Annotated in this window: 21 protein-coding genes; 10 read left to right on the top strand and 11 right to left on the bottom strand. The window is 65.9% G+C overall.

The window, feature by feature from the left end; translation table 11 throughout:
* Positions 1-142: 142 nt before the first annotated feature.
* On the top strand, positions 143-1,357 hold the full coding sequence (locus QSK36_RS31480; protein WP_285784888.1) for an erythromycin esterase family protein: 1,215 nt from the start codon (positions 143-145) through the stop codon (positions 1,355-1,357).
* Positions 1,358-1,361: 4 nt separating this feature from the next.
* On the opposite strand, the gene QSK36_RS31475 is transcribed toward QSK36_RS31480, so the two are convergent.
* Both QSK36_RS31475 and QSK36_RS31470 read right to left on the bottom strand, forming a co-directional pair.
* Entirely contained in the window at positions 1,362-2,789 is a 1,428-nt protein-coding gene (locus QSK36_RS31475) for a serine hydrolase domain-containing protein (protein ID WP_285784887.1), read from the bottom strand.
* 240 nt (positions 2,790-3,029) lie between these two features.
* The gene (locus QSK36_RS31470; RefSeq protein WP_183533855.1) at positions 3,030-3,617 is read right to left on the bottom strand and encodes a TetR/AcrR family transcriptional regulator; all 588 of its coding nucleotides are present in this window, start codon (positions 3,615-3,617) and stop codon (positions 3,030-3,032) included.
* A gap of 170 nt (positions 3,618-3,787) precedes the next feature.
* On the opposite strand from QSK36_RS31470, the gene QSK36_RS31465 reads away from it, so the two are divergent.
* Complete coding sequence (locus QSK36_RS31465; protein WP_285784886.1) at positions 3,788-4,936, top strand: FAD-dependent oxidoreductase; 1,149 nt, start codon at positions 3,788-3,790, stop codon at positions 4,934-4,936.
* A 359-nt stretch (positions 4,937-5,295) separates the two neighbouring features.
* On the opposite strand, the gene QSK36_RS31460 is transcribed toward QSK36_RS31465, so the two are convergent.
* From QSK36_RS31460 to QSK36_RS31445, 4 genes are all read right to left on the bottom strand, one after another.
* The gene (locus QSK36_RS31460; RefSeq protein WP_285784885.1) at positions 5,296-5,838 is read right to left on the bottom strand and encodes a GNAT family N-acetyltransferase; all 543 of its coding nucleotides are present in this window, start codon (positions 5,836-5,838) and stop codon (positions 5,296-5,298) included.
* 103 nt (positions 5,839-5,941) lie between these two features.
* Positions 5,942-6,289 carry a hypothetical protein gene (locus QSK36_RS31455; protein WP_285784884.1) on the bottom strand — a complete coding sequence of 116 codons (348 nt, stop codon included), beginning with the start codon at positions 6,287-6,289 and terminating at the stop codon, positions 5,942-5,944.
* A 63-nt stretch (positions 6,290-6,352) separates the two neighbouring features.
* Entirely contained in the window at positions 6,353-6,724 is a 372-nt protein-coding gene (locus QSK36_RS31450; RefSeq protein WP_285784883.1) for a DUF7674 family protein, read from the bottom strand.
* Positions 6,725-6,785: 61 nt separating this feature from the next.
* Complete coding sequence (locus QSK36_RS31445) at positions 6,786-7,292, bottom strand: DUF2306 domain-containing protein (RefSeq protein ID WP_183533847.1); 507 nt, start codon at positions 7,290-7,292, stop codon at positions 6,786-6,788.
* Positions 7,293-7,379: 87 nt separating this feature from the next.
* On the opposite strand from QSK36_RS31445, the gene QSK36_RS31440 reads away from it, so the two are divergent.
* Together QSK36_RS31440 and QSK36_RS31435 are read left to right on the top strand one after the other, a co-directional pair.
* Positions 7,380-7,718 (top strand): PadR family transcriptional regulator, encoded by a 339-nt coding sequence (locus QSK36_RS31440; protein ID WP_285784882.1) that lies wholly within the window; start codon positions 7,380-7,382, stop codon positions 7,716-7,718.
* Complete coding sequence (locus tag QSK36_RS31435) at positions 7,700-8,281, top strand: hypothetical protein (protein WP_285784881.1); 582 nt, start codon at positions 7,700-7,702, stop codon at positions 8,279-8,281. The genes QSK36_RS31440 and QSK36_RS31435 overlap by 19 nt, the downstream gene beginning before the upstream one ends.
* Here the strand turns inward: QSK36_RS31435 and arsM are convergent.
* The 5 genes from arsM to QSK36_RS31410 all read right to left on the bottom strand — a co-directional run bounded on the left by arsM (position 8,268) and on the right by QSK36_RS31410 (position 11,524).
* The gene (gene arsM, locus QSK36_RS31430; RefSeq protein WP_285784880.1) at positions 8,268-9,515 is read right to left on the bottom strand and encodes an arsenite methyltransferase; all 1,248 of its coding nucleotides are present in this window, start codon (positions 9,513-9,515) and stop codon (positions 8,268-8,270) included. The genes QSK36_RS31435 and arsM overlap by 14 nt on opposite strands.
* Before the next feature lie 12 nt (positions 9,516-9,527).
* Positions 9,528-9,860 (bottom strand): ArsR/SmtB family transcription factor, encoded by a 333-nt coding sequence (locus tag QSK36_RS31425; protein WP_183533839.1) that lies wholly within the window; start codon positions 9,858-9,860, stop codon positions 9,528-9,530.
* Positions 9,861-9,951: 91 nt separating this feature from the next.
* The gene (locus tag QSK36_RS31420; RefSeq protein WP_285784879.1) at positions 9,952-10,359 is read right to left on the bottom strand and encodes an arsenate reductase ArsC; all 408 of its coding nucleotides are present in this window, start codon (positions 10,357-10,359) and stop codon (positions 9,952-9,954) included.
* A 32-nt stretch (positions 10,360-10,391) separates the two neighbouring features.
* Positions 10,392-11,138 (bottom strand): aquaporin, encoded by a 747-nt coding sequence (locus QSK36_RS31415; protein ID WP_285784878.1) that lies wholly within the window; start codon positions 11,136-11,138, stop codon positions 10,392-10,394.
* Entirely contained in the window at positions 11,135-11,524 is a 390-nt protein-coding gene (locus QSK36_RS31410) for an ArsR/SmtB family transcription factor (protein WP_285784877.1), read from the bottom strand. Before QSK36_RS31410 ends, QSK36_RS31415 begins: the two co-directional genes overlap by 4 nt.
* 122 nt (positions 11,525-11,646) lie before the next feature.
* Between QSK36_RS31410 and QSK36_RS31405 the strand changes: the two genes are divergently transcribed.
* The 6 genes from QSK36_RS31405 (at position 11,647) to QSK36_RS31380 (ending at position 16,820) form a co-directional block, all read left to right on the top strand.
* Positions 11,647-12,102: an ArsI/CadI family heavy metal resistance metalloenzyme gene (locus tag QSK36_RS31405; RefSeq protein ID WP_285784876.1), complete on the top strand. Its 456-nt coding sequence runs from the start codon at positions 11,647-11,649 to the stop codon at positions 12,100-12,102.
* Between the two features lie 151 nt (positions 12,103-12,253).
* Positions 12,254-12,421 carry a divalent cation tolerance protein CutA gene (gene cutA, locus QSK36_RS31400; protein WP_352241224.1) on the top strand — a complete coding sequence of 56 codons (168 nt, stop codon included), beginning with the start codon at positions 12,254-12,256 and terminating at the stop codon, positions 12,419-12,421.
* A 779-nt stretch (positions 12,422-13,200) separates the two neighbouring features.
* Positions 13,201-13,434 carry a hypothetical protein gene (locus QSK36_RS31395; RefSeq protein WP_285784875.1) on the top strand — a complete coding sequence of 78 codons (234 nt, stop codon included), beginning with the start codon at positions 13,201-13,203 and terminating at the stop codon, positions 13,432-13,434.
* Positions 13,431-13,853 (top strand): type II toxin-antitoxin system VapC family toxin, encoded by a 423-nt coding sequence (locus QSK36_RS31390; RefSeq protein WP_285784874.1) that lies wholly within the window; start codon positions 13,431-13,433, stop codon positions 13,851-13,853. The genes QSK36_RS31395 and QSK36_RS31390 overlap by 4 nt, the downstream gene beginning before the upstream one ends.
* Positions 13,854-14,250: 397 nt before the next feature.
* Entirely contained in the window at positions 14,251-14,493 is a 243-nt protein-coding gene (locus tag QSK36_RS31385) for a hypothetical protein (RefSeq protein WP_142622531.1), read from the top strand.
* 203 nt (positions 14,494-14,696) lie between these two features.
* A complete protein-coding gene (locus QSK36_RS31380) occupies positions 14,697-16,820 on the top strand; it encodes an NACHT domain-containing protein (protein WP_285784873.1) in 2,124 nt (707 codons plus the stop codon).
* Positions 16,821-16,834 lie beyond the last annotated feature (14 nt).

The raw sequence follows: 16,834 nt of genomic DNA, 5'->3' as shown, positions 1-16,834 counted from the left end.
CCGTCTCGGTGGCGCAGCAGCCGGAGCCGGCTTCCGCGTCGTCGGCACCCGCCACCACATCGGCCGCCACCACGACCGCTGGCGCGACGTCGTCCTCCTCGAACGCCGCAGCGCCGTCATGGGTCCCTGACCAGCGCCCGGTATGACGACCGAGGACGAGGTGGCGGAGTGGCTGAAGGCGCGAGCGATACCGCTGAACGGCCTGAACCCGGGCGCCGGAACCGACGACCTGGCGCCGCTCCGCGTCGTACTGGACGGCGTGCGAGTGGTGGGGCTCGGCGAGGCCACACACGGCAGCCGGGAGTTCTTCCTGATCAGGCACCGGTTGCTGGAGTTCCTGGTCGAGGAACTGGGCGTCACGACGCTCGCGGTGGAGGCCAGCGCCTCGGCGTCCCGAGCCGTGGACGACTACGTGCAGGGCGGCTCCGGCGACCCGGTCGAGGCGCTCGCCGGGCTGGGTTTCTGGACGTTGCACACCGCGGAGATGCTGGCGGTCGTCGAGTGGCTGCGCGACCACAACCGCACCGCCTCGCGGAAGGTACGGTTCGTGGGGATCGATCCGCAGTATCCGGCGGCGTCCCTGGAAGCCCTGCGTACTTACCTCGGTGATGACGCGCCGGGCCTGCTCGACCCCCTCGCTCCCCTCGCCGGAAAGCGCCTGGGCGTCGACCCGCCGCTCGACCGGCGGATCGAAGCCGACGCCCGCCGCGTGGAGGACTTCCTGGCCGGCGTCTCCCTTTCGGATGAGGCGCTTGCGCATGCGCGGATCGTGCGCCAGAGCGCCGACCTCGCGAGCCGGCCGCTCCGGCACCCCGACCCCGCACAGACCGTGAGCGTCGCCCGCGACCGCTGTCTCGCCGACAACGTGGACCTGCTCCTGGCCGACCCGGACGCCAGGGTCGCCCTCTGGGCGCACAACGGCCACGTCATGAAGGGCGGTCACAGCGGCGGGTCGGTGCCCGCGATGGGGTGGCACCTCAGGCAGCGCCACGGCGAGGCGTACTACGCGCTCGGCGTGCTCTTCGGCGCGGGCCGGTTCCGGGCCCGCCGGCGACGATTCGGCAGGGTGGACACGGCCAAGCCCCCGGTCACGTTCCGCGTCCCGCTCGTCCGGAGATCGACGATCGTAGAGGCCCGCCTGGCCGCCGCCCGTCCGGGTGATCACGTGATCGACCTTCGGAGCGGGCCACGGCCGGAGGCCGTGACGCGATGGCTCGGCGAGCCTCTCCACATGCGTGGCTATGGGGCGGTGTCGAGGCGGTTCACCTACAAGCTCGGCTACATGCCCACGGTGCTCGCCGAGCACTTCGACGGCATCGCCTTCGTGCCCGAGACCACCGCCTCCGCCCCTCTGTAGATCCTCAGAGATCGAGAGCGAGCGTGGCGAGGTGGCGGGCGATCCCGGCGGTGTCGGTGTCCTGCACGTTGCTGAGCACGACGACCTGGATGTCGTCGTCGGGCAGGTACATGTTGCTCGCCGTGTAGCCCTGGAAAAGACCCGGGTGATAACGGAGCCGGTGCCCCTGGAGCCGGTCGACGAGCCAGCCGAAGGCGTACGCGCTCGACGGCAGGTTGAGGCAGCCGGTGGAGGGGCACGGCGCCTGCGGCGTGAACGCCAGCTTGACGGTCGCGGGTGGTGCGACCCGGTACGAGCCGAACGCCCGGTCCCAGCGAGCGATGTCGTCGACGGTGGAGTAGATGCCGGTCGCGGAGAACAGCTCGGAGCCGTTGAGGAGCGGGGCCGGTGACCCGAGCGTGAAGTAGCCCTTCGCGTACCCGTCGGGCGGATATCCCCTGCTGTAACCGGTGTGCCGGAGGTTCAACGGGCCGGTGATCAGCTTGTGCAGTACGACGCCGTACGGCTCGTGCGTCACCGCCTGGATGATCGCGCCGGCCAGGACGTAGCCGGAGTTGGTGTACTTCCAACTGGTGCCGGGCTTGAAGTCCAGTGGCAGGTTCACGAACTGCTGGATCAGTTTCCGGGGCGTGGTCGGTCGCGTGACATTGGCGAGGTAGCTGGGCAGTGTCTCGATGTTGGGGATGCCCGAGGTGTGTGTGAGCGTCTCGCGGATCGTGATGGGACGCCACGCTGTCGGGCAGGCCTTGATGTACGCCGGGACGAGATACGGGCAGATCCGGTCGTCCAGCTTGAGCAGCCCGCGGTCTTGCAGTTTCAGCACGAGCATCGAGGTGAACTGCTTGGTGACCGACATGACCCGGTAGACCGTGTCCGGCCGGTTGGGGATGTGCTTCTGCTCGTCCGCCTCGCCGGCGGCGAACCGAGCCAGCACCTGCCCACGCCGTACGACCAGCGCCGAGCCGGTGAACTGCTTCTTCGCCGCCAGATCCCGCAGGTACGCCAGCATCTCCGCACCGGCGGAATCGTCCTGCGGCGCCGATGACGTGGCCGGCGGGTCCGATTTCTGCGTGGAATGGCTCGTGTCGCCGGTGGCCAGTGAGTCCGATTTCTGGGCGGGCCGGTTCGCGATGTCCGACAGGCTGTTCTGATCGCTGTAGGAGTTCGCCGTCGAGTCCGTTTTCTGCCAGTTGTACGGCAGGGCCCGCGAATCCGTCTCGCCCTTCTGCATCGGTGTAAGGGCAAGCGTGACGTCCCGGAGCAGGTTCTGCCGTTGGCGCTGCCGCTCGCGCTCCGACTGCCGCTGCTTGTCGTGTTGCTTGACGCGATGGCGCCCATGCGCTCGGGCGTGATCGCGTACGACCGGGTGATCGACGTCGAGGCCGGTCACGACGGCGTCCCCGGCGGACGCGGCGATGGCGGGAGTGCCCAAGGGTATGGCCCCACCGGACAGCGCGGTGCCGAGCATAAGGAACCCAACAACATTAGGACGCTTGGGCATTTTCTCCCCCACGAAACGTACCACTGTCCCGAATTCAGACATTTCCCGGATTGATTGAATTCGAGAACGCCCGGCGGACCATTCTTCCGGGGGGCTGTTTTCCGTTCGACGGCATCACAAACGCCGATCGACGCGGTTTTCCTTGTTTGTTAGAGCTACCGTGATCAGACACTACGAATCGCGCTGTGACCGCCAGCCGTGGATCAGCAGGTCGAACACCGTCTCCACAGCCGCCCGCGGATCGTGCCGGCCCTGGACCAGAGTCGGGATTTCCAGGACGAACCGCGCGAGAGCCGAACATGCGAGATCATCCATCTCCCGCCCGAGTTCCTCCGCGATCACGGCGCCGAGGGCGGCCGCGTGTCGCATCCACATGCGCTCCGCGTAATCGCGCAGCGCGGGCGTCCGGTCCACCAGCGCGTGGAACTCGCGCAGACGAGGATCCGACCAGATCCGCACCCAGGACTCCAGCGCGTGGGCGCGGAGCGCCTCGATCACGCTCTGGTCCTTGGGCCGTTCGCGCACGGCGGCGGTCAGCGCCGCCTCGACTTCCTCCTCGCGGTCGAAGACCAGCGCCTCTTTGCTCGGAAAGTGCGCGAAGAGGGTCGTCGTCGACACGTCGGCCCTCTCGGCGACGTCGCGGACGCTCACTCGTTCGAAACCGTGCTCCAGGAAGAGCTCCAGGGCGGCGTCGGCGATGGCCTGCCTCGTCGCGGCCTTCTTGCGCTCGCGACGGCCAACGGTCGGAGAGTCGGGCATGGCGTCACTGTACTCCACAGCTGAACTGAGACAGAAACTGTATCGGTTGCACTTTTTGATTCGTTTCTGCTTTGGTGGTCTCCACAGGGGTTGCCGTCCCATGGGGGCGCGGCACCGGTCGTCGCCGCGCCGAGGCGTCGCCGGGAACCCGACGACGAAGGGAATCCACCGTGAACTCTCCGACACCCGCGAACGCGCGGATCAGCATCATCGGCGCCGGCCCGGGAGGCCTCACATGCGCACGCATCCTGCAGCAGCACGGCATTCCGGTGACGGTGTACGACCGGGATCCGGACGCGGACTCCCGCAACCAGGGAGGCTCGCTCGACCTGCACGAGGAAGACGGCCAGCTCGCACTCCGTGAAGCGGGCCTGCTGGAGGAGTTCTTCGCGCTCGCCAGGTTCGAGGGGCAGGAAATGCGCCGCATGGACTCAGCCGGACGCGTCCTTGCCCACCATCTGCCGGACGAGGGCGAAAGGGTCAGTCCCGAGATCGACCGCGGACAGCTTCGCGATCTCCTGCTGCGCTCGCTCGCCGCGGGGACGGTTCAGTGGGGACACACCCTTGAGTCAGTGAGCGGCCCGGCCGACGGGCCGCGGACGTTGACGTTCACCGACGGGACGGCCGCCGAGGCGGATCTCGTGATCGGTGCGGACGGCGCCTTCTCCCGCGTCCGCGCTGCCGTGTCGCCCGCGACACCGCGCTACGTCGGGGTCGGCTTCCTCGAGGCGTGGTTCGACGACATGGACGACGCGCACCCCGAGCTTTCCGAACTGGTCGGGAGGGGCAGCGCCCACGCCGCCGACGGGGAGCGTGGCCTCTTCGCACAGCGGAACAGCGGCGGCCACATGCGGGTCTACATCATGCGGCGCGTCCCCGTGGACTGGCTTGCGGCGAACGGGCTTCGCCCCGAGGACACCGAGGGCATCCGCGCGCATCTACTCCGCGAGTACGCGGCCTGGTCGCCACGACTGCGCCAGATGATCAGCGACAACGACGGCGCCTACGTCGATCGTCCGCTCTTCGCCCTGCCGGTGCCGCACACATGGGAGCACTCGCCCAGCGTGACGCTCCTCGGAGATGCCGCACACCTCATGCCGCCGCTGGGTGTCGGCGTCAACCTCGCCATGCTCGACGCCGCAGAACTCGCGCTCGCGCTCGTCGACTCCTCCACCATCGACGACGCCGTACGCAGCTACGAGAAATCGATGCTCCCGCGCTCGGCCGAAACAGCCCAGATGCTCGAACACGGCGCCGAGTTCCTGCTGGCCGTGCCCGACCCCGACGACGTCGAGCCGTTCGGTCACGCCCAGCACTGACAGGCGCTTGACCTCGGCGTATCACCTTTCCCCATGTCTGATGTCACACAGGTGTGTACGGTCGCCGTCATCACCGGCGCCTTCACCCCGCCACTGCGGACAAGGCCGCGGCTCCCGACTCGAAGACGCAGGCCGGCGCGTGGGTCAATACGGCGTTCAATACGGGAAACGCCGTGGGCTCGGCTTCCATGGGACTGCTCATAGGACGACTCACCCTGGCCGCGTCCTTCGCAGCCGGCGCACCACCGTCCCTCCTCGCCGCACTCGCGGGAATGAGGAGCGCTCGCCGTCCCATCGAGCTTCCCGAAAGGGAAACAGCGAACTGAGCCGATGCCGGCGACGCGCTGCCGTACACGTGATCAGAGCTCAAGCACCATGAGGATCTCGTCGCGATCATCGCCGGGGGCGAGCCGTAGCGCATTGGGCCAGCGGCCGATTTCTTTCCAGCCGAGCCGCCCATAAAAGTCTTCGAGGCCCACACCGCCTCGGGCGGCGAGGTGAAGTTGCTCGAGGCCCATCTCTTCGCGGGCCACATGCCGCACCTGGCGCATCAGCGCAGCACCGATGCCCCTGCTACGAAAGCTCGTGTGTGTCTGGACGTGATGAACCGTGCCCCAGTGAGCGATCAGGGGGTCGACGTTCCTGCGTACATTCAGCCAGCCGGCAAGGGTCCCATCGACGTGGGCCAGGAGGAATCGGCTGCGCTCCGGATCGAGGCCGGCGATGAGCTGATCGGCCACCACCGCGACCTCGTCGAAGGTGACGGGAGGAAAGGGAAAGCCGGCCGCGCCCCCGGCGTTGGTCACCGTGACCCAGCACTCGAGCAACTCCCGCCGCAGGTCGGGAGACATTTCCTGTCCATCCGTGATCTGCAGAAACACCGGAACACCCTCGCGCGTCATGGCCCCAGCCTGACAGACCCCTCCGACAGGAAACCATGATCACTGCCGCACAACTGAGATCCGGGAAGCGCTCCGAGGTCCTTCGGCGTTCAGGGAGCGGCACTCAGCGCTGTGTCACCCTGGCGGCCTGCACGGCGGCGGGAACCTCCCGGAGATAGAGCCGAAAACCCTCCGCTTCCGGCTCGAACCCCAGCGAGGTGTAGAGGCGATGAGCACCGTCGGCGACGTGACGCTTGTGGGACAGGGGTTCCAGATCCGAAACCTCGCGAGGAGAGTCGCCATCGTTGTCGCGTTCGGCGGCGTACACCTGCAAGACCGCCACCAGATCATCTGGACGGCCAGTTCGAACGACACAGACTGTGGCAACATCCATCACTTGGTCAGCATGCCCGGCTCGGACCGTCGCCGTCGCCGTCGCCGTGGCAGCGACCTCGAAGTCAGAGCCGACCATCGGTCGAGAGTGCTCCGCGACCTGCAACAACCCGTCCGATATCATGCCGGAGGCACGGGCTCTTCAGCGCATCTTGTTGCGCGGTTCCGTTGCCTGCCAACCGTCATGAGCCGCCTGCTCTCGGAGAAGCGGAGGCCACGTCCCGATGAAGTCGCGAACAGCCGGATCCCACGGGCCAACGCTGTACACGAAGGAAGTTCCAACCAGCTCGCGCACGCGGACGTCTGTCGACTGAAGGGCACGCTCGAGGAAGTCGAGGCAGCGCTCGACGAGCTTTTGGTCTCCTCGCTCATGCGCGTCAAGGATGAACGTTGTGACGTGCCAAAACAGCACGTGCTGTAGGACCTCTCCGTTATCGGCTACGTGTTCTCGCCAAACCGGAGCGAACTCCGGAACCTGCCGCACGAACCGGTCCACCACATCCTCGTACGTCATTGGCTGCATGTTCCGAGTATGTGGGGCCCGTATCGGCAAGGCATGTGGCTGTGGTCGAGTGTCACGTTCGGGCTGGTGCACTCGGATGGCGTCTGCGGACGATGGCGCGTGTCATCAAGGGGAAGCCGATCAGGGCCGGGAGCAGCCAGTAGGCGATGGCCGGAAGCCTGTCCCACAACGGCAGATGCGGGCCGTTGTCGACGTAGAAGCCGGTGAGGAGCAGGACATAGGACGTACCCATCCCGAGGATGTGGACGTCGGGCCGCTGCCGGCGGTTGGCGTACCCCGTCAGCGCAGTGATGATCGCCAGAGTACCGATGGTGAACAGGTGAAGGTTTTCTCGCCAGCGAATCGCCGACATGACGGTCAGGGTGACGTAGACGACGGTCAGTCCCCACAGGTAGACGCGTCCGAATAGCACGTGTCGTGGGCTTCCCTTTCTCGTCAATGCGGCGATCGCGCCGCAGATCACACACGTGATCCCGGCGGTGACGTGGACCGCGAGCGCGGAGAGAAAGACCGGTCCGGCGTTGGGGATCGGAGTGCCCAAGATGTCGATGATGTCCATCGCATCTCCAATACGTAGGGACGCTACCTATAGGGACGCTACTCCGGGTCTTGGCCGATGGAAAGAGCAGATGTAGCGTTACTACCTATGAGGGCGGAAGCACTCAAAGGTCACCTGGATGGCCTCCTGCTCGCCACGCTGGAGGATGGGCCGCAGCACGGCTACGCGGTGAAGGAAGCCTTGCGTGACGCCACAGGCGGCAGACTCGATCTGCCCACCGGCACCGTCTACCCGGCGCTGCACCGTCTGGAGCGCGCGGGACTGATCAAGGGAAGCTGGTCGGTGGTGGGCGGTCGCAGACGACGCACCTACGAGCTGACCGAGCAGGGGCGACGCTCACTGGCGGGGGCACGCGACCACTGGCAGGAGTTCGCCGCCGTCATATCCGCGGCACTGGGTGGTGGACCGTGGCCGGCCACGAACTGATCGAACGTCACCTTCAGACGCTCGCCAAGCGGCTCCCCGACCCCGTGGTGGAGGAGCTCGCCGACGGTCTCCTCGCCTCGTACGACGACCAGATGGAGCGGCTCGGCGATCCTGACGCGGCGGCCCGGGCCGCACTGGCGGACTTCGGCGACGCCGACACCGTCACCGCCGCCTTCGTCCGTGCCTCTCCCGGCAGGCAAGCCGCGTTCAGGCTGCTCGTGGCCGGGCCGATCGTCGGGCTGAGCTGGGGAGCCGTTCTGGTCACCGGCAACGCCTGGGCCTCGACGATCCCGCTGTCATCACGCCTGGCCCTCGGCCTCCTGCTGGGGTCGGCCGTGCTCATGCTGCTGATCGCCATCCGGGAGGGACGGCACTACCGCACAGTACGGCTGGCCGCACTCGTCGGCACGGGAACCGTGGCCGTCCTGGACACGGTCATACTGGGCACGGTCCTCACACTTCTGCCACCGCCCTCCCTCCTGCTGCTCGTGGCGCTGACCGGCAGCATCACAAGGATCATGCTGGCGGCCCAAGCCATACCCGAACTGGTCATGCGCCCGTGACGGTGCTGCGGCGTTCGAGGAGGACGACGTCGCGCCAGCGGTCGTGGTGGCGGCCGATGTGGTGGCGGGTGCCGACGACGCGGAAGCCGGCCTTCTCGTGCAGGCGCAGGCTGGCGGTGTTCTCAGGGAAGATGCCCGACTGGATGGTCCAGACGCCCGCGGTCTCGGTGGACTGGATGAGGGCGTTCAGGAGGGCCAGTCCGACTCCGCGGCCACCGTGGCCGGGGTGGACGTACACGGAGTGCTCGACCACGCCGGCGTAGACGCGGCGGGAGGAGACGGCGCTGACCGCGATCCAGCCGACGACCTGCCCGCTGACGGCGTCGACGGCGACGTGCCGGTGGAGCGGCAGCTTCGCGGCGTCGAATGCCTGCCAGATCGGTGCCGTGGTCTCGAAGCTGGCGTTCCCGCCGTCGAGACCGGCCTGGTAGATGGCGAGGACCTGCGCCGCGTCGGTCTCCCACATGGGGCGGATGGTGAGGCCTGACGGCGCTGCGGGCTTGGACGCCTGGACGATCGCCGAGTGGAGGCCGCCGGTCGCGGCCTGGGTGCGCGTGATCGTGTACGTGGTGAACCCCGCCTCTGCGAGCAGGGTGCGGTACTCGGGTTCGGTGAGGGTGCCGACCGAGCAGCCGACGAGATGTTCGGCCTCGGCGCGCCGAGCGGGGTCGAGTCCGTCGTCGGCGATGACGTCGGAGACGCCGAGCCTGCCGCCGGGCTTGAGCACGCGGAACGCCTCGGCGAGCACGCGGGGTTTGTCGGCGGACAGGTTGATCACGCAGTTGGAGATGATGACGTCCACGCTGCCGCCGGGGAGCGGGATGTCCTCGATGTGGCCGTGCAGGAACTCGACGTTGGTCGCTCCGGCCTCGGTGGCGTTGGCCGTGGCCAGTTCGATCATCTCAGGGGTGGCGTCCAGGCCGTACGCCTTGCCGGTCGGGCCGACTCTGCGGGCCGAGAGCAGGACGTCGATGCCTCCGCCCGATCCCAGGTCAAGGACGGTTTCGCCGGGCTGGAGGCCGGCGACGGCGACCGGGTTGCCGCATCCCAGGCTCGCCCGGAGGGCTCCGCCGGGCAGGCCGGTGGTGTCGTCGTAGCCAGCCGCGCCGAAGCAACCGTCGGTGAACTCCTGCGACTCGCAGTCGATAACCTGCTTGCCCGCCTGGGCGGCCTTGGCCAGTTCGCCGTAGCGAATGACGACACCCGCTCTGACTGCTTCCACGTTCTCGGACATGAGCTTCCCCCTTCAGCAGGGTGCAGGGTCGGGAATGGGGCGGCCCATGACGACGTCGGCGGCGGTGGGAAAACACTCCACGCACGCGTCGTTGATCCGGTACAGGCTGGCCGTTCCGCGATGCTCGACCAGGACGAACCCCACCTCGGCCAGCACCTTCAAATGTGCCGAGACGGTCGATTGCCCGACCTCGACGGCCTCCACGATCTCTTTGACCGCCATCGGCGTCTGGGCGCGGGCGAGCAGGGTCACGATCTGGATGCGTGTGGCGTCGGCCAGGGCTTTGAACCAACTGGCGTACTCGGCGGCGGTGGCCCGGTCGAGCGGCCTCGTTCCCTCGTTCATCGTTAATCGACGATAAACGATGAAGTGCCTCTTGTGGAAGTAACGAGAGACCGGCCCAGCCGATGCCGGGCCGGGCTGAGATGACGCCGATTTAGTGGGCGGGGACGAGTTCGGCGAGCAGGTCGCGTACGCGGCGGTCGATCTCGTCGCGGATCGGGCGAACCTGGTCGACGGGCTTGCCTGCGGGGTCGTCGAGCTGCCAGTCGAGATAGCGCTTGCCGGGGAAGATGGGGCAGGCGTCACCGCAGCCCATGGTGATGACGACGTCGGCGGCCTGGACGGCCTCGGTCGTCAGCGGCTTGGGAAACTCCTTGGACAGGTCGAGACCGAATTCGTCCATGACCGCGATCACGGCAGGATTGATCGTGCCGGCGGGAGCCGATCCGGCGGACCGGACCCGCACCCGACCGGCGGCGTGGTGGTCGAGCAGGGCGGCGGCCATCTGGGAGCGTCCGGCGTTGTGCACGCAGACGAACAGCACCTCGGGGATGTCGGACACGTGGGGCTCCTTGACGGGCTCAGCGGCAGGGGTCAGGACGAGTGCGGCACGACGACGTCATGGGCACGGTCGTCCCGGCGGACATCGGTTGCGGGCGGGCGGCTCGGCGTCGGGTACAGGGCAACGGCGATGACCGCTCCGACGAGGGCTCCGAGCAGTTGGGCGACGACGAACGCGGGGATTGAGGCGGGGGCGATCCCGGCGAAGGTGTCGGAGAAGCCCCGGGCGATCGTCACGGCGGGATTGGCGAAGCTGGTCGAGCTGGTGAACCAGTACGCGGCCCCGATGTAGGCCCCCACCAGCGGCGGGGCCAGATGCGCCCGGCCCTGCCGGGCCAGAGCGACGACGAGCGCGACCAGGCCGGCGGTCGCGACGACCTCGCCAAGCCACAGCGACAGGCCAGCCCGCACATGGGTGGAGGCGGTCACCGGCGGCAGGGCGAACATGAGGTTGGCCAGCACCGCCCCGGCGATGCCTCCGGCGACCTGGGCGGGCAGGTAGGCGACGACCTCGCGGGCGGTCAGCCCGGTGCGCTCCCGGCGTCCGAGCAGCCAGTCGACCAGGGAGACGACCGGGTTGAGGTGCGCGCCGGAAACCGGCCCGACCAGGGTGATGATGACCGGCAGAGCAGCCGCGGTGGCCACGCTGTTGGCCAGCAGTTGTATCCCGACGTCCGGCGACAGGCGTGCGGCCATGACGCCTGACCCGATCACCACGGCGACGAGCAGGCCGCTACCCAGGAACTCGGCGAAAGCCCGCCGTCCGATGCCCGTGGTCACGCCGTAACGGCGAGGCCTGCCGACGCCGGGCCGATCAGGGCCGACATGCGGGCCAGGACTTCGGGCTTGATCCAGTAGTACACCCAGGTGCCCCGGCGCTCGGAGTCGATCAGCCCGGCCTGCTTGAGGACCTTGAGGTGGTGGCTGATGGTCGGCGGGGTGAGGTCGAAGGCGGCCGTCAGGTCGCACACGCAGGTTTCGCCGCCCTCGTGGGAGGCGATCAGGGACAGCAGGCGCAGCCGTACGGGGTCGGCGATCGCCTTGAACAACGGGGCCAGCTCGGCGGCCTCGCTCTCCGACAATGGCTGGCACGCCAGCGGCGCGCAGCACGCCGCGCCGGGCACGTCCACGCCTGCGCCGATGATCGGCAGCTCTTGCTTCGACATACCTCTAATTTGACACAGATCTAGGCAAGGGCACAAACTCCGGGTATCTGTTGATTAGAAGTTCATCGAAGCAGCCGTGCGGCTTCGACTGCCCGCCACTTCACAGCCGAGGGAGGACACCCATGTCCCGTGTTCAACTCGCTCTGCGCGTCGCCGACCTGGAAGGCTCGATCGCGTTCTACTCCAAGCTGTTCGGCGTCGAGCCCGCCAAGCGGCGGCCCGGCTACGCCAACTTCGCCATCGCCGAGCCGCCGCTCAAGCTCGTCCTGCTGGAGGGTGAGGCGGGTGAGCCGACGCGGATGGACCACCTCGGCGTCGAGGTCGAGGACAGCGATCAGGTCACGGCGGCGACCGAGCGCCTGAAGGAGGCCGGCCTGGCCACCTTCGAGGAGAACGACACCACCTGCTGCTACGCCCTTCAGGACAAGGTGTGGGTCCACGGCCCCGGGAACGAGCCCTGGGAGGTCTACGTGGTCAAGGCCGACGCCGACACTCTCACCAAGGAGGCCGACTCTGTCTGCTGCACCACCGACGACGCCGAAAAGGAGACGGTGAGCGCGGGTAAGTCCTGCTGCTAAGCAAGACGGAAGACGCCCGGCGATCACCACTTGTGTGATCGTCGGGCGTTCCGCGTTCGGCGTTATGTCGATAAAGCGATCAACGACCTGCGGGCACTAGGCGAGAGGCTGACCGGATCGCTTCGGCGGTTGTCACTCGCCGACTGGCAGCGTGCGCCCAGGTAACGGGACCCATTGCTTCTTCGAGGACCCCGCCGCCTGTCTGCGTGAGCTGCACTCGTACGAGGTGCCTGAGATCGTCGCGGTGCCGATTGTGCAGGGGACGCCGGACTACTTGGAGTGGATCAGGCGGGAGACGGCCCAAGAGCGCGGCGAGTAGCGCGGATGTCGCCGAGTAGGTCGCGGGCGGCTCGGTCGGGCCGGGCTGTGAGGGCCTTATCGACCTTGGCGAGGTGTTGCACGCCCCAGATGGATTCGGTGCGCTGGGCTGCTTCAAGGGCGCGCCGGGCGTAGGCGACTCCCTCGGTCACGTCGCCGATCTGTAGTTATGCCTGTGCGACGTCGACGTAGACGACGGACACGCGCTTTTGGTCCTCGTCCTGGCCGAGAGCTGGAAGGGCGGCTTGGCCGGCCTCTGTCACGTACTGATCGTCGCCGAGCCGTACGTAGGTGGAGAGCTGGAAGGCCGTCCCCAGGGGGCCGCGATGGAGGCCGCGGTTTCAGCGGTCATGCCGGCCGCGAGTAGCAGCACCGTTCGCCGGTACATCAGGGCATGGAGATCGCCAACGGAGGATCGATGCCGCCCTGGCGGCGTGAGTCGAGATCGGCACAGACAGGGTCCCGGAGGCCCGCCGGGGCCCTTCGCCGTTTTGTTGGTGGACCGGCGAGAGACGGGGGCTCAGAGTGGCCTACGGCTGCATGGGCCGGAAAAGCAGAAGAGGCCCCGGAGGGCCTCTGAGCTGCTGTTCTGCTGGTGGCAGGTCCAGGGTTCGAACCTGGGTAGGCTGAGCCGACGGTTTTACAGCGCGTGACCATTCCCGGTTACTCGACGCTCTTGACCTGCGCCGAAGCGGGCATGCTCGGCCTTGGTCCCCAAGATCATTGCACGCATATTGCACGGCTCGGAAACGATCAGTTCCACCACGTAGACTCGGAGCCATGACGGCTGCTGCCCCTGAAGAGTACGAGGACATGCATCGGCTGGTCGACCAGCTCACCGGAGACCAGCTCCGGGAGATCCGCGCGCACACGCTGCGACTGGTGCACTCCTCCGAGCACGCCGAGAGCGAGTCATGGCCTCCGGCGTTCTTCGGCTCCGTCCGTGCCGGCCGCTCGGATGTGGCCGCCCGTACCGAAGAGATCCTTGCTGAAGGCTTCGGACACGGCGAGTGATCGTCGTCGACACGGGCCCGCTCGTGGCCGCCACGATTTCCGACGATGCCGATCATGAGCGCTGTGTCGGTGAGTTCAAGCGCCTCCATGATGCGCGCCGAGAGCTCCTCATCCCCAGCTTCGTCGCGGCCGAAGTGTGCTACATGATCTCCAGGTTCGGCGGTGCCGCACCGGAGGCCACGTTTCTCCACGCTCTCGAGTCGGACGTGTTCACGCTCGTCGAGCTGACCAAGCCTGACCTCTCCAGAGTCGCCGCGCTGGTCGAACGCTATGCGGACTTCCCCCTCGGCGCCGTAGACGCCTCGGTCGTCGCTGTGGCCGAGCGCCTGAAGGTCAACGAGGTGTTCACGCTCGACGTGCGCCACTTCGCCGCGGTCCGCCCCGTGCACGTGCCCGCGTTCACCCTGCTTCCCGGGTAAGGCTGCCGTCCTTGCGGCGCACGATCAAGCCCCCTGGGCCCGTGCGGCCCTCGCACGCTCCTCCCCCGTCCGCGTATCCCGTATGCCGTCGACCCGCTGCGGAGCAGCAGCAGGCCGGCGACGGAGGCGCAAGCCCATCTTCGCGTGTACGTCAACCGGTCGCCGTTCCTCGGCCATTGGACGCCAAGAGGCACAGACGGGCTTGAGCCGTAGGAGCTGGTCTGCTGGGCTTGCCCGGGTCGATGGCAGGAGGGATGCGCGGGCTCTACATCAGCCACCTGCGGCCCCGCGCTCTCCAGCCGGGCGGCATCCCGGCGCCGGAGCGCCCCCGCCGGAGGCTGGAGTTTGAGTTCATGATTATCGGCCCGATGAGCCACTTGTGAGCGATGATTCATCCATGGCGGATGAGAGCAGCGAAGCGTACCGGAGCGGATTCGAGGCAGGGACTCGCATTGCTAGGAAGTTTCCTGGACTACGTGAACACCCGATGAGCACGGCCTACAAGTCGGCTTGGCAAACGGTGGCGTGGTTCGGCGGAATGGAGGCCGGAAAGCTCGGCTACGTGCCTGAGCACGACCAGTCAGCCGCCCACGCGTTCTTCGAGGGGTTCATGACGGCAGCGGGGGACTACGACGAGTAGTCCGGCAGTCCTGCAGAGCCTGCCACCTGCTGGGACCGCCGAGCTGCGGCATTGCGGCCCGAGCTGCCGCCGGCCGGGACCGGCCCCCAGGCCGCACGCCCGGCCGGTGGGCAGGCGGTGGGCCGCCAGCGGCGGCGCGCCGCGCCGCCGCCTTGATACGTACAAGCACAATTCGGCAGTTCAGACTGGCAAGACTGCAGTGAGTGACCGGCAAAGCCATTGCAACCTTCCTCCGCATCGTTGAGCTGAGGTATCTTGCTGTCGCATTTGCGCATACCAGGAGGTTAGGGAGGGGCATGAACGCACTGAAGATACGCAAGGCGCTTCCTCCGTTGCTGGTGGCAATTCTGACGGTGGCCTCAGGCGTGTTGGTTAACCGGGTAGAGGGGGAGTGGTGGATACAGGCCGCTTGCTTTACGGCGGCCTCAGTCTGTGTGATTTTAGCGACCGTTATTGCGCGGAGGACGGATAGAGATGGAAAAACTTCCAGGCCCTCGGCCCGATTCGCCAGCAAGGTAAGACGTCGCTTGCTACAGAATGTTCTACCGACACACCTATCTCGTTTATCCTCACTCTGGAGCGAAACTAGCGACATCCCTGAAATAGAGCTTTCAAGTCGCTATTTCAACGTCCGTAGAGGCTTCAGAGTTAGTGCTATCCGGAGAGGTAGGTGGACCGATGTTCGAGACGTCTTTGACGCATATCAAACGGCATCTGAGCGCTTGCTTGTGTTGGGCGTGGGAGGTGGCGGTAAGACACATACACTATTGGAGCTCACATCAGGGCTGGTAGAAAGCGCTCAGGCTGATAGTGACGCCCCTATCCCGCTATATATTGACTTGTCTAGCTGGGATAGCGAAGGCGGCGAGTTCGCGCAATGGTGGAAGGAATACATTCAGGCGAACTATGGCATTCCTAGCTCATTGACCGAATTCTGGACGACCGATGGTAGTCTCGTTCTGATCTTCGATGGATTGGATGAGCTCCCCCGCAGGAGTCGGAGTCAATGCGCCGAAGCGCTGAATGAACTCACTCGTTCTTATGGCTTGGTCGGGCTTGTTGTTGCTTGCCGGACTGAAGAATATGTTGATGACGACCTCTCCATCGATGTACGCGGGTGCCTCGAGCTCGTTCCCTTGACAGCAGGCGAAGTGTTAGATGTCCTTAAAAGCGCCGACGAGAAACGACGAGGCCTATGGCGGAAGGCAGCCAACGACGCAAGCTTCTGCGATTTATTGCGAACGCCACTTTTCTTGGTTCTCGCATTGCAAGCTTATTCGGGAGTTGAACACGAGCGCATCAATCTAGTCAGAGGGTCATGGAAGTCGACCGTCATAAACGACTATTTCACCGCGATTCGTGCTCGGATGGAGGTTAGGTCTCCCCAGGCAGATCTCGGTCTCGATTCCTGGCTCCCCCGGCTCGCATCGACCATGCGAGCGCGAAAGGAAAATTCCTTTTACCCCGACCGCTTGCCTCGACTTATATTGGATCAACACCTTTCGGAGAAAGTTCGCCAATATGTCGGCTGGCATGCGGTCGCACTCGTCGTGTTGGTCTATGTACCGATGCGAGTGCCATTCTTTTTCTTTGTTGAAGAGATAATCCCTTATGCAGGCATGTCGATCATTGGCACGGTCTTCGTTTCAATAGGTCTACGAAACTTCGCGATGCGGGAGGTCTCGTCAGCGCCTGCAGCATTCAAAGTGACTGTAACGAAACACGACATGCTAAGAATAGCTGGAATATGGGGGACCCTCTACTGCATGATGGGCGGCCTGGCTACGGCCATCATGAATACGAGCCTGCAGGGCAACATAGTGATCGTTGTAGCTTACCTCACAGCGGGAGTCGCCGTTGCGCTGTACCCCGCAGTTGCCTTAGCGCGGAATACTTCGAGCACCCGAAGCATCCTGGACCTGCCGAGGTATCCGGGCCAAGAGAATAGATCTTTGCTTCTCACTAGTCTGACGTGTGCCGCGATTGCGGGCGCTTCGCTATACCTCAGCCTATTCATGTTGGTGTTGCCGCTCGACATGGGAGGTCTTGAGATGTCCTCCCTACCCTTCTTTGTTTTCCTTCCTTATTTCATTATGCCTTTTGCGCTCATATCGGGAATGAGGAACGGTGGCGCAGAACTGCTAGCGAGACATGTCGGCCGAAGAGTAGCAGTCAAGGCACACCTTCTGCCAAAGCCATATTATCCCAGCTTTCATGCCTTACGAAAGGCGTCTATCCTAACCCCCATCCGAGGGGGCTACGTGTTTTCTCATTCCTTGATTCGAGATTATTTAGTGAAGAAGTCTGTCACCTCCGTCCATCGCTGATGGGAACGGCCAAG

The sequence above is a fragment of the Microbispora sp. NBRC 16548 genome (assembly GCF_030268985.1).
Taxonomy (GTDB): Bacteria; Actinomycetota; Actinomycetes; order Streptosporangiales; family Streptosporangiaceae; genus Microbispora; species Microbispora catharanthi.
This window is presented reverse-complemented; position numbering and strand designations above follow the sequence as displayed.

Excerpts from the sequence above, each read along its gene's own strand:
- QSK36_RS31480 (WP_285784888.1), top strand. The coding sequence starts at position 143 with ATGACGACCGAGGACGAGGTGGCGGAGTGGCTGAAGGCGCGAGCGATA.
- QSK36_RS31470 (WP_183533855.1), bottom strand. The coding sequence starts at position 3,617 with ATGCCCGACTCTCCGACCGTTGGCCGTCGCGAGCGCAAGAAGGCCGCG.
- QSK36_RS31460 (WP_285784885.1), bottom strand. The coding sequence starts at position 5,838 with ATGACGCGCGAGGGTGTTCCGGTGTTTCTGCAGATCACGGATGGACAG.
- QSK36_RS31455 (WP_285784884.1), bottom strand. The coding sequence starts at position 6,289 with ATGGTCGGCTCTGACTTCGAGGTCGCTGCCACGGCGACGGCGACGGCG.
- QSK36_RS31450 (WP_285784883.1), bottom strand. The coding sequence starts at position 6,724 with ATGACGTACGAGGATGTGGTGGACCGGTTCGTGCGGCAGGTTCCGGAG.
- QSK36_RS31445 (WP_183533847.1), bottom strand. The coding sequence starts at position 7,292 with ATGGACATCATCGACATCTTGGGCACTCCGATCCCCAACGCCGGACCG.
- QSK36_RS31440 (WP_285784882.1), top strand. The coding sequence starts at position 7,380 with ATGAGGGCGGAAGCACTCAAAGGTCACCTGGATGGCCTCCTGCTCGCC.
- arsM (WP_285784880.1), bottom strand. The coding sequence starts at position 9,515 with ATGTCCGAGAACGTGGAAGCAGTCAGAGCGGGTGTCGTCATTCGCTAC.
- QSK36_RS31425 (WP_183533839.1), bottom strand. The coding sequence starts at position 9,860 with ATGAACGAGGGAACGAGGCCGCTCGACCGGGCCACCGCCGCCGAGTAC.
- QSK36_RS31410 (WP_285784877.1), bottom strand. The coding sequence starts at position 11,524 with ATGTCGAAGCAAGAGCTGCCGATCATCGGCGCAGGCGTGGACGTGCCC.
- QSK36_RS31405 (WP_285784876.1), top strand. The coding sequence starts at position 11,647 with ATGTCCCGTGTTCAACTCGCTCTGCGCGTCGCCGACCTGGAAGGCTCG.
- QSK36_RS31395 (WP_285784875.1), top strand. The coding sequence starts at position 13,201 with ATGACGGCTGCTGCCCCTGAAGAGTACGAGGACATGCATCGGCTGGTC.
- QSK36_RS31385 (WP_142622531.1), top strand. The coding sequence starts at position 14,251 with ATGGCGGATGAGAGCAGCGAAGCGTACCGGAGCGGATTCGAGGCAGGG.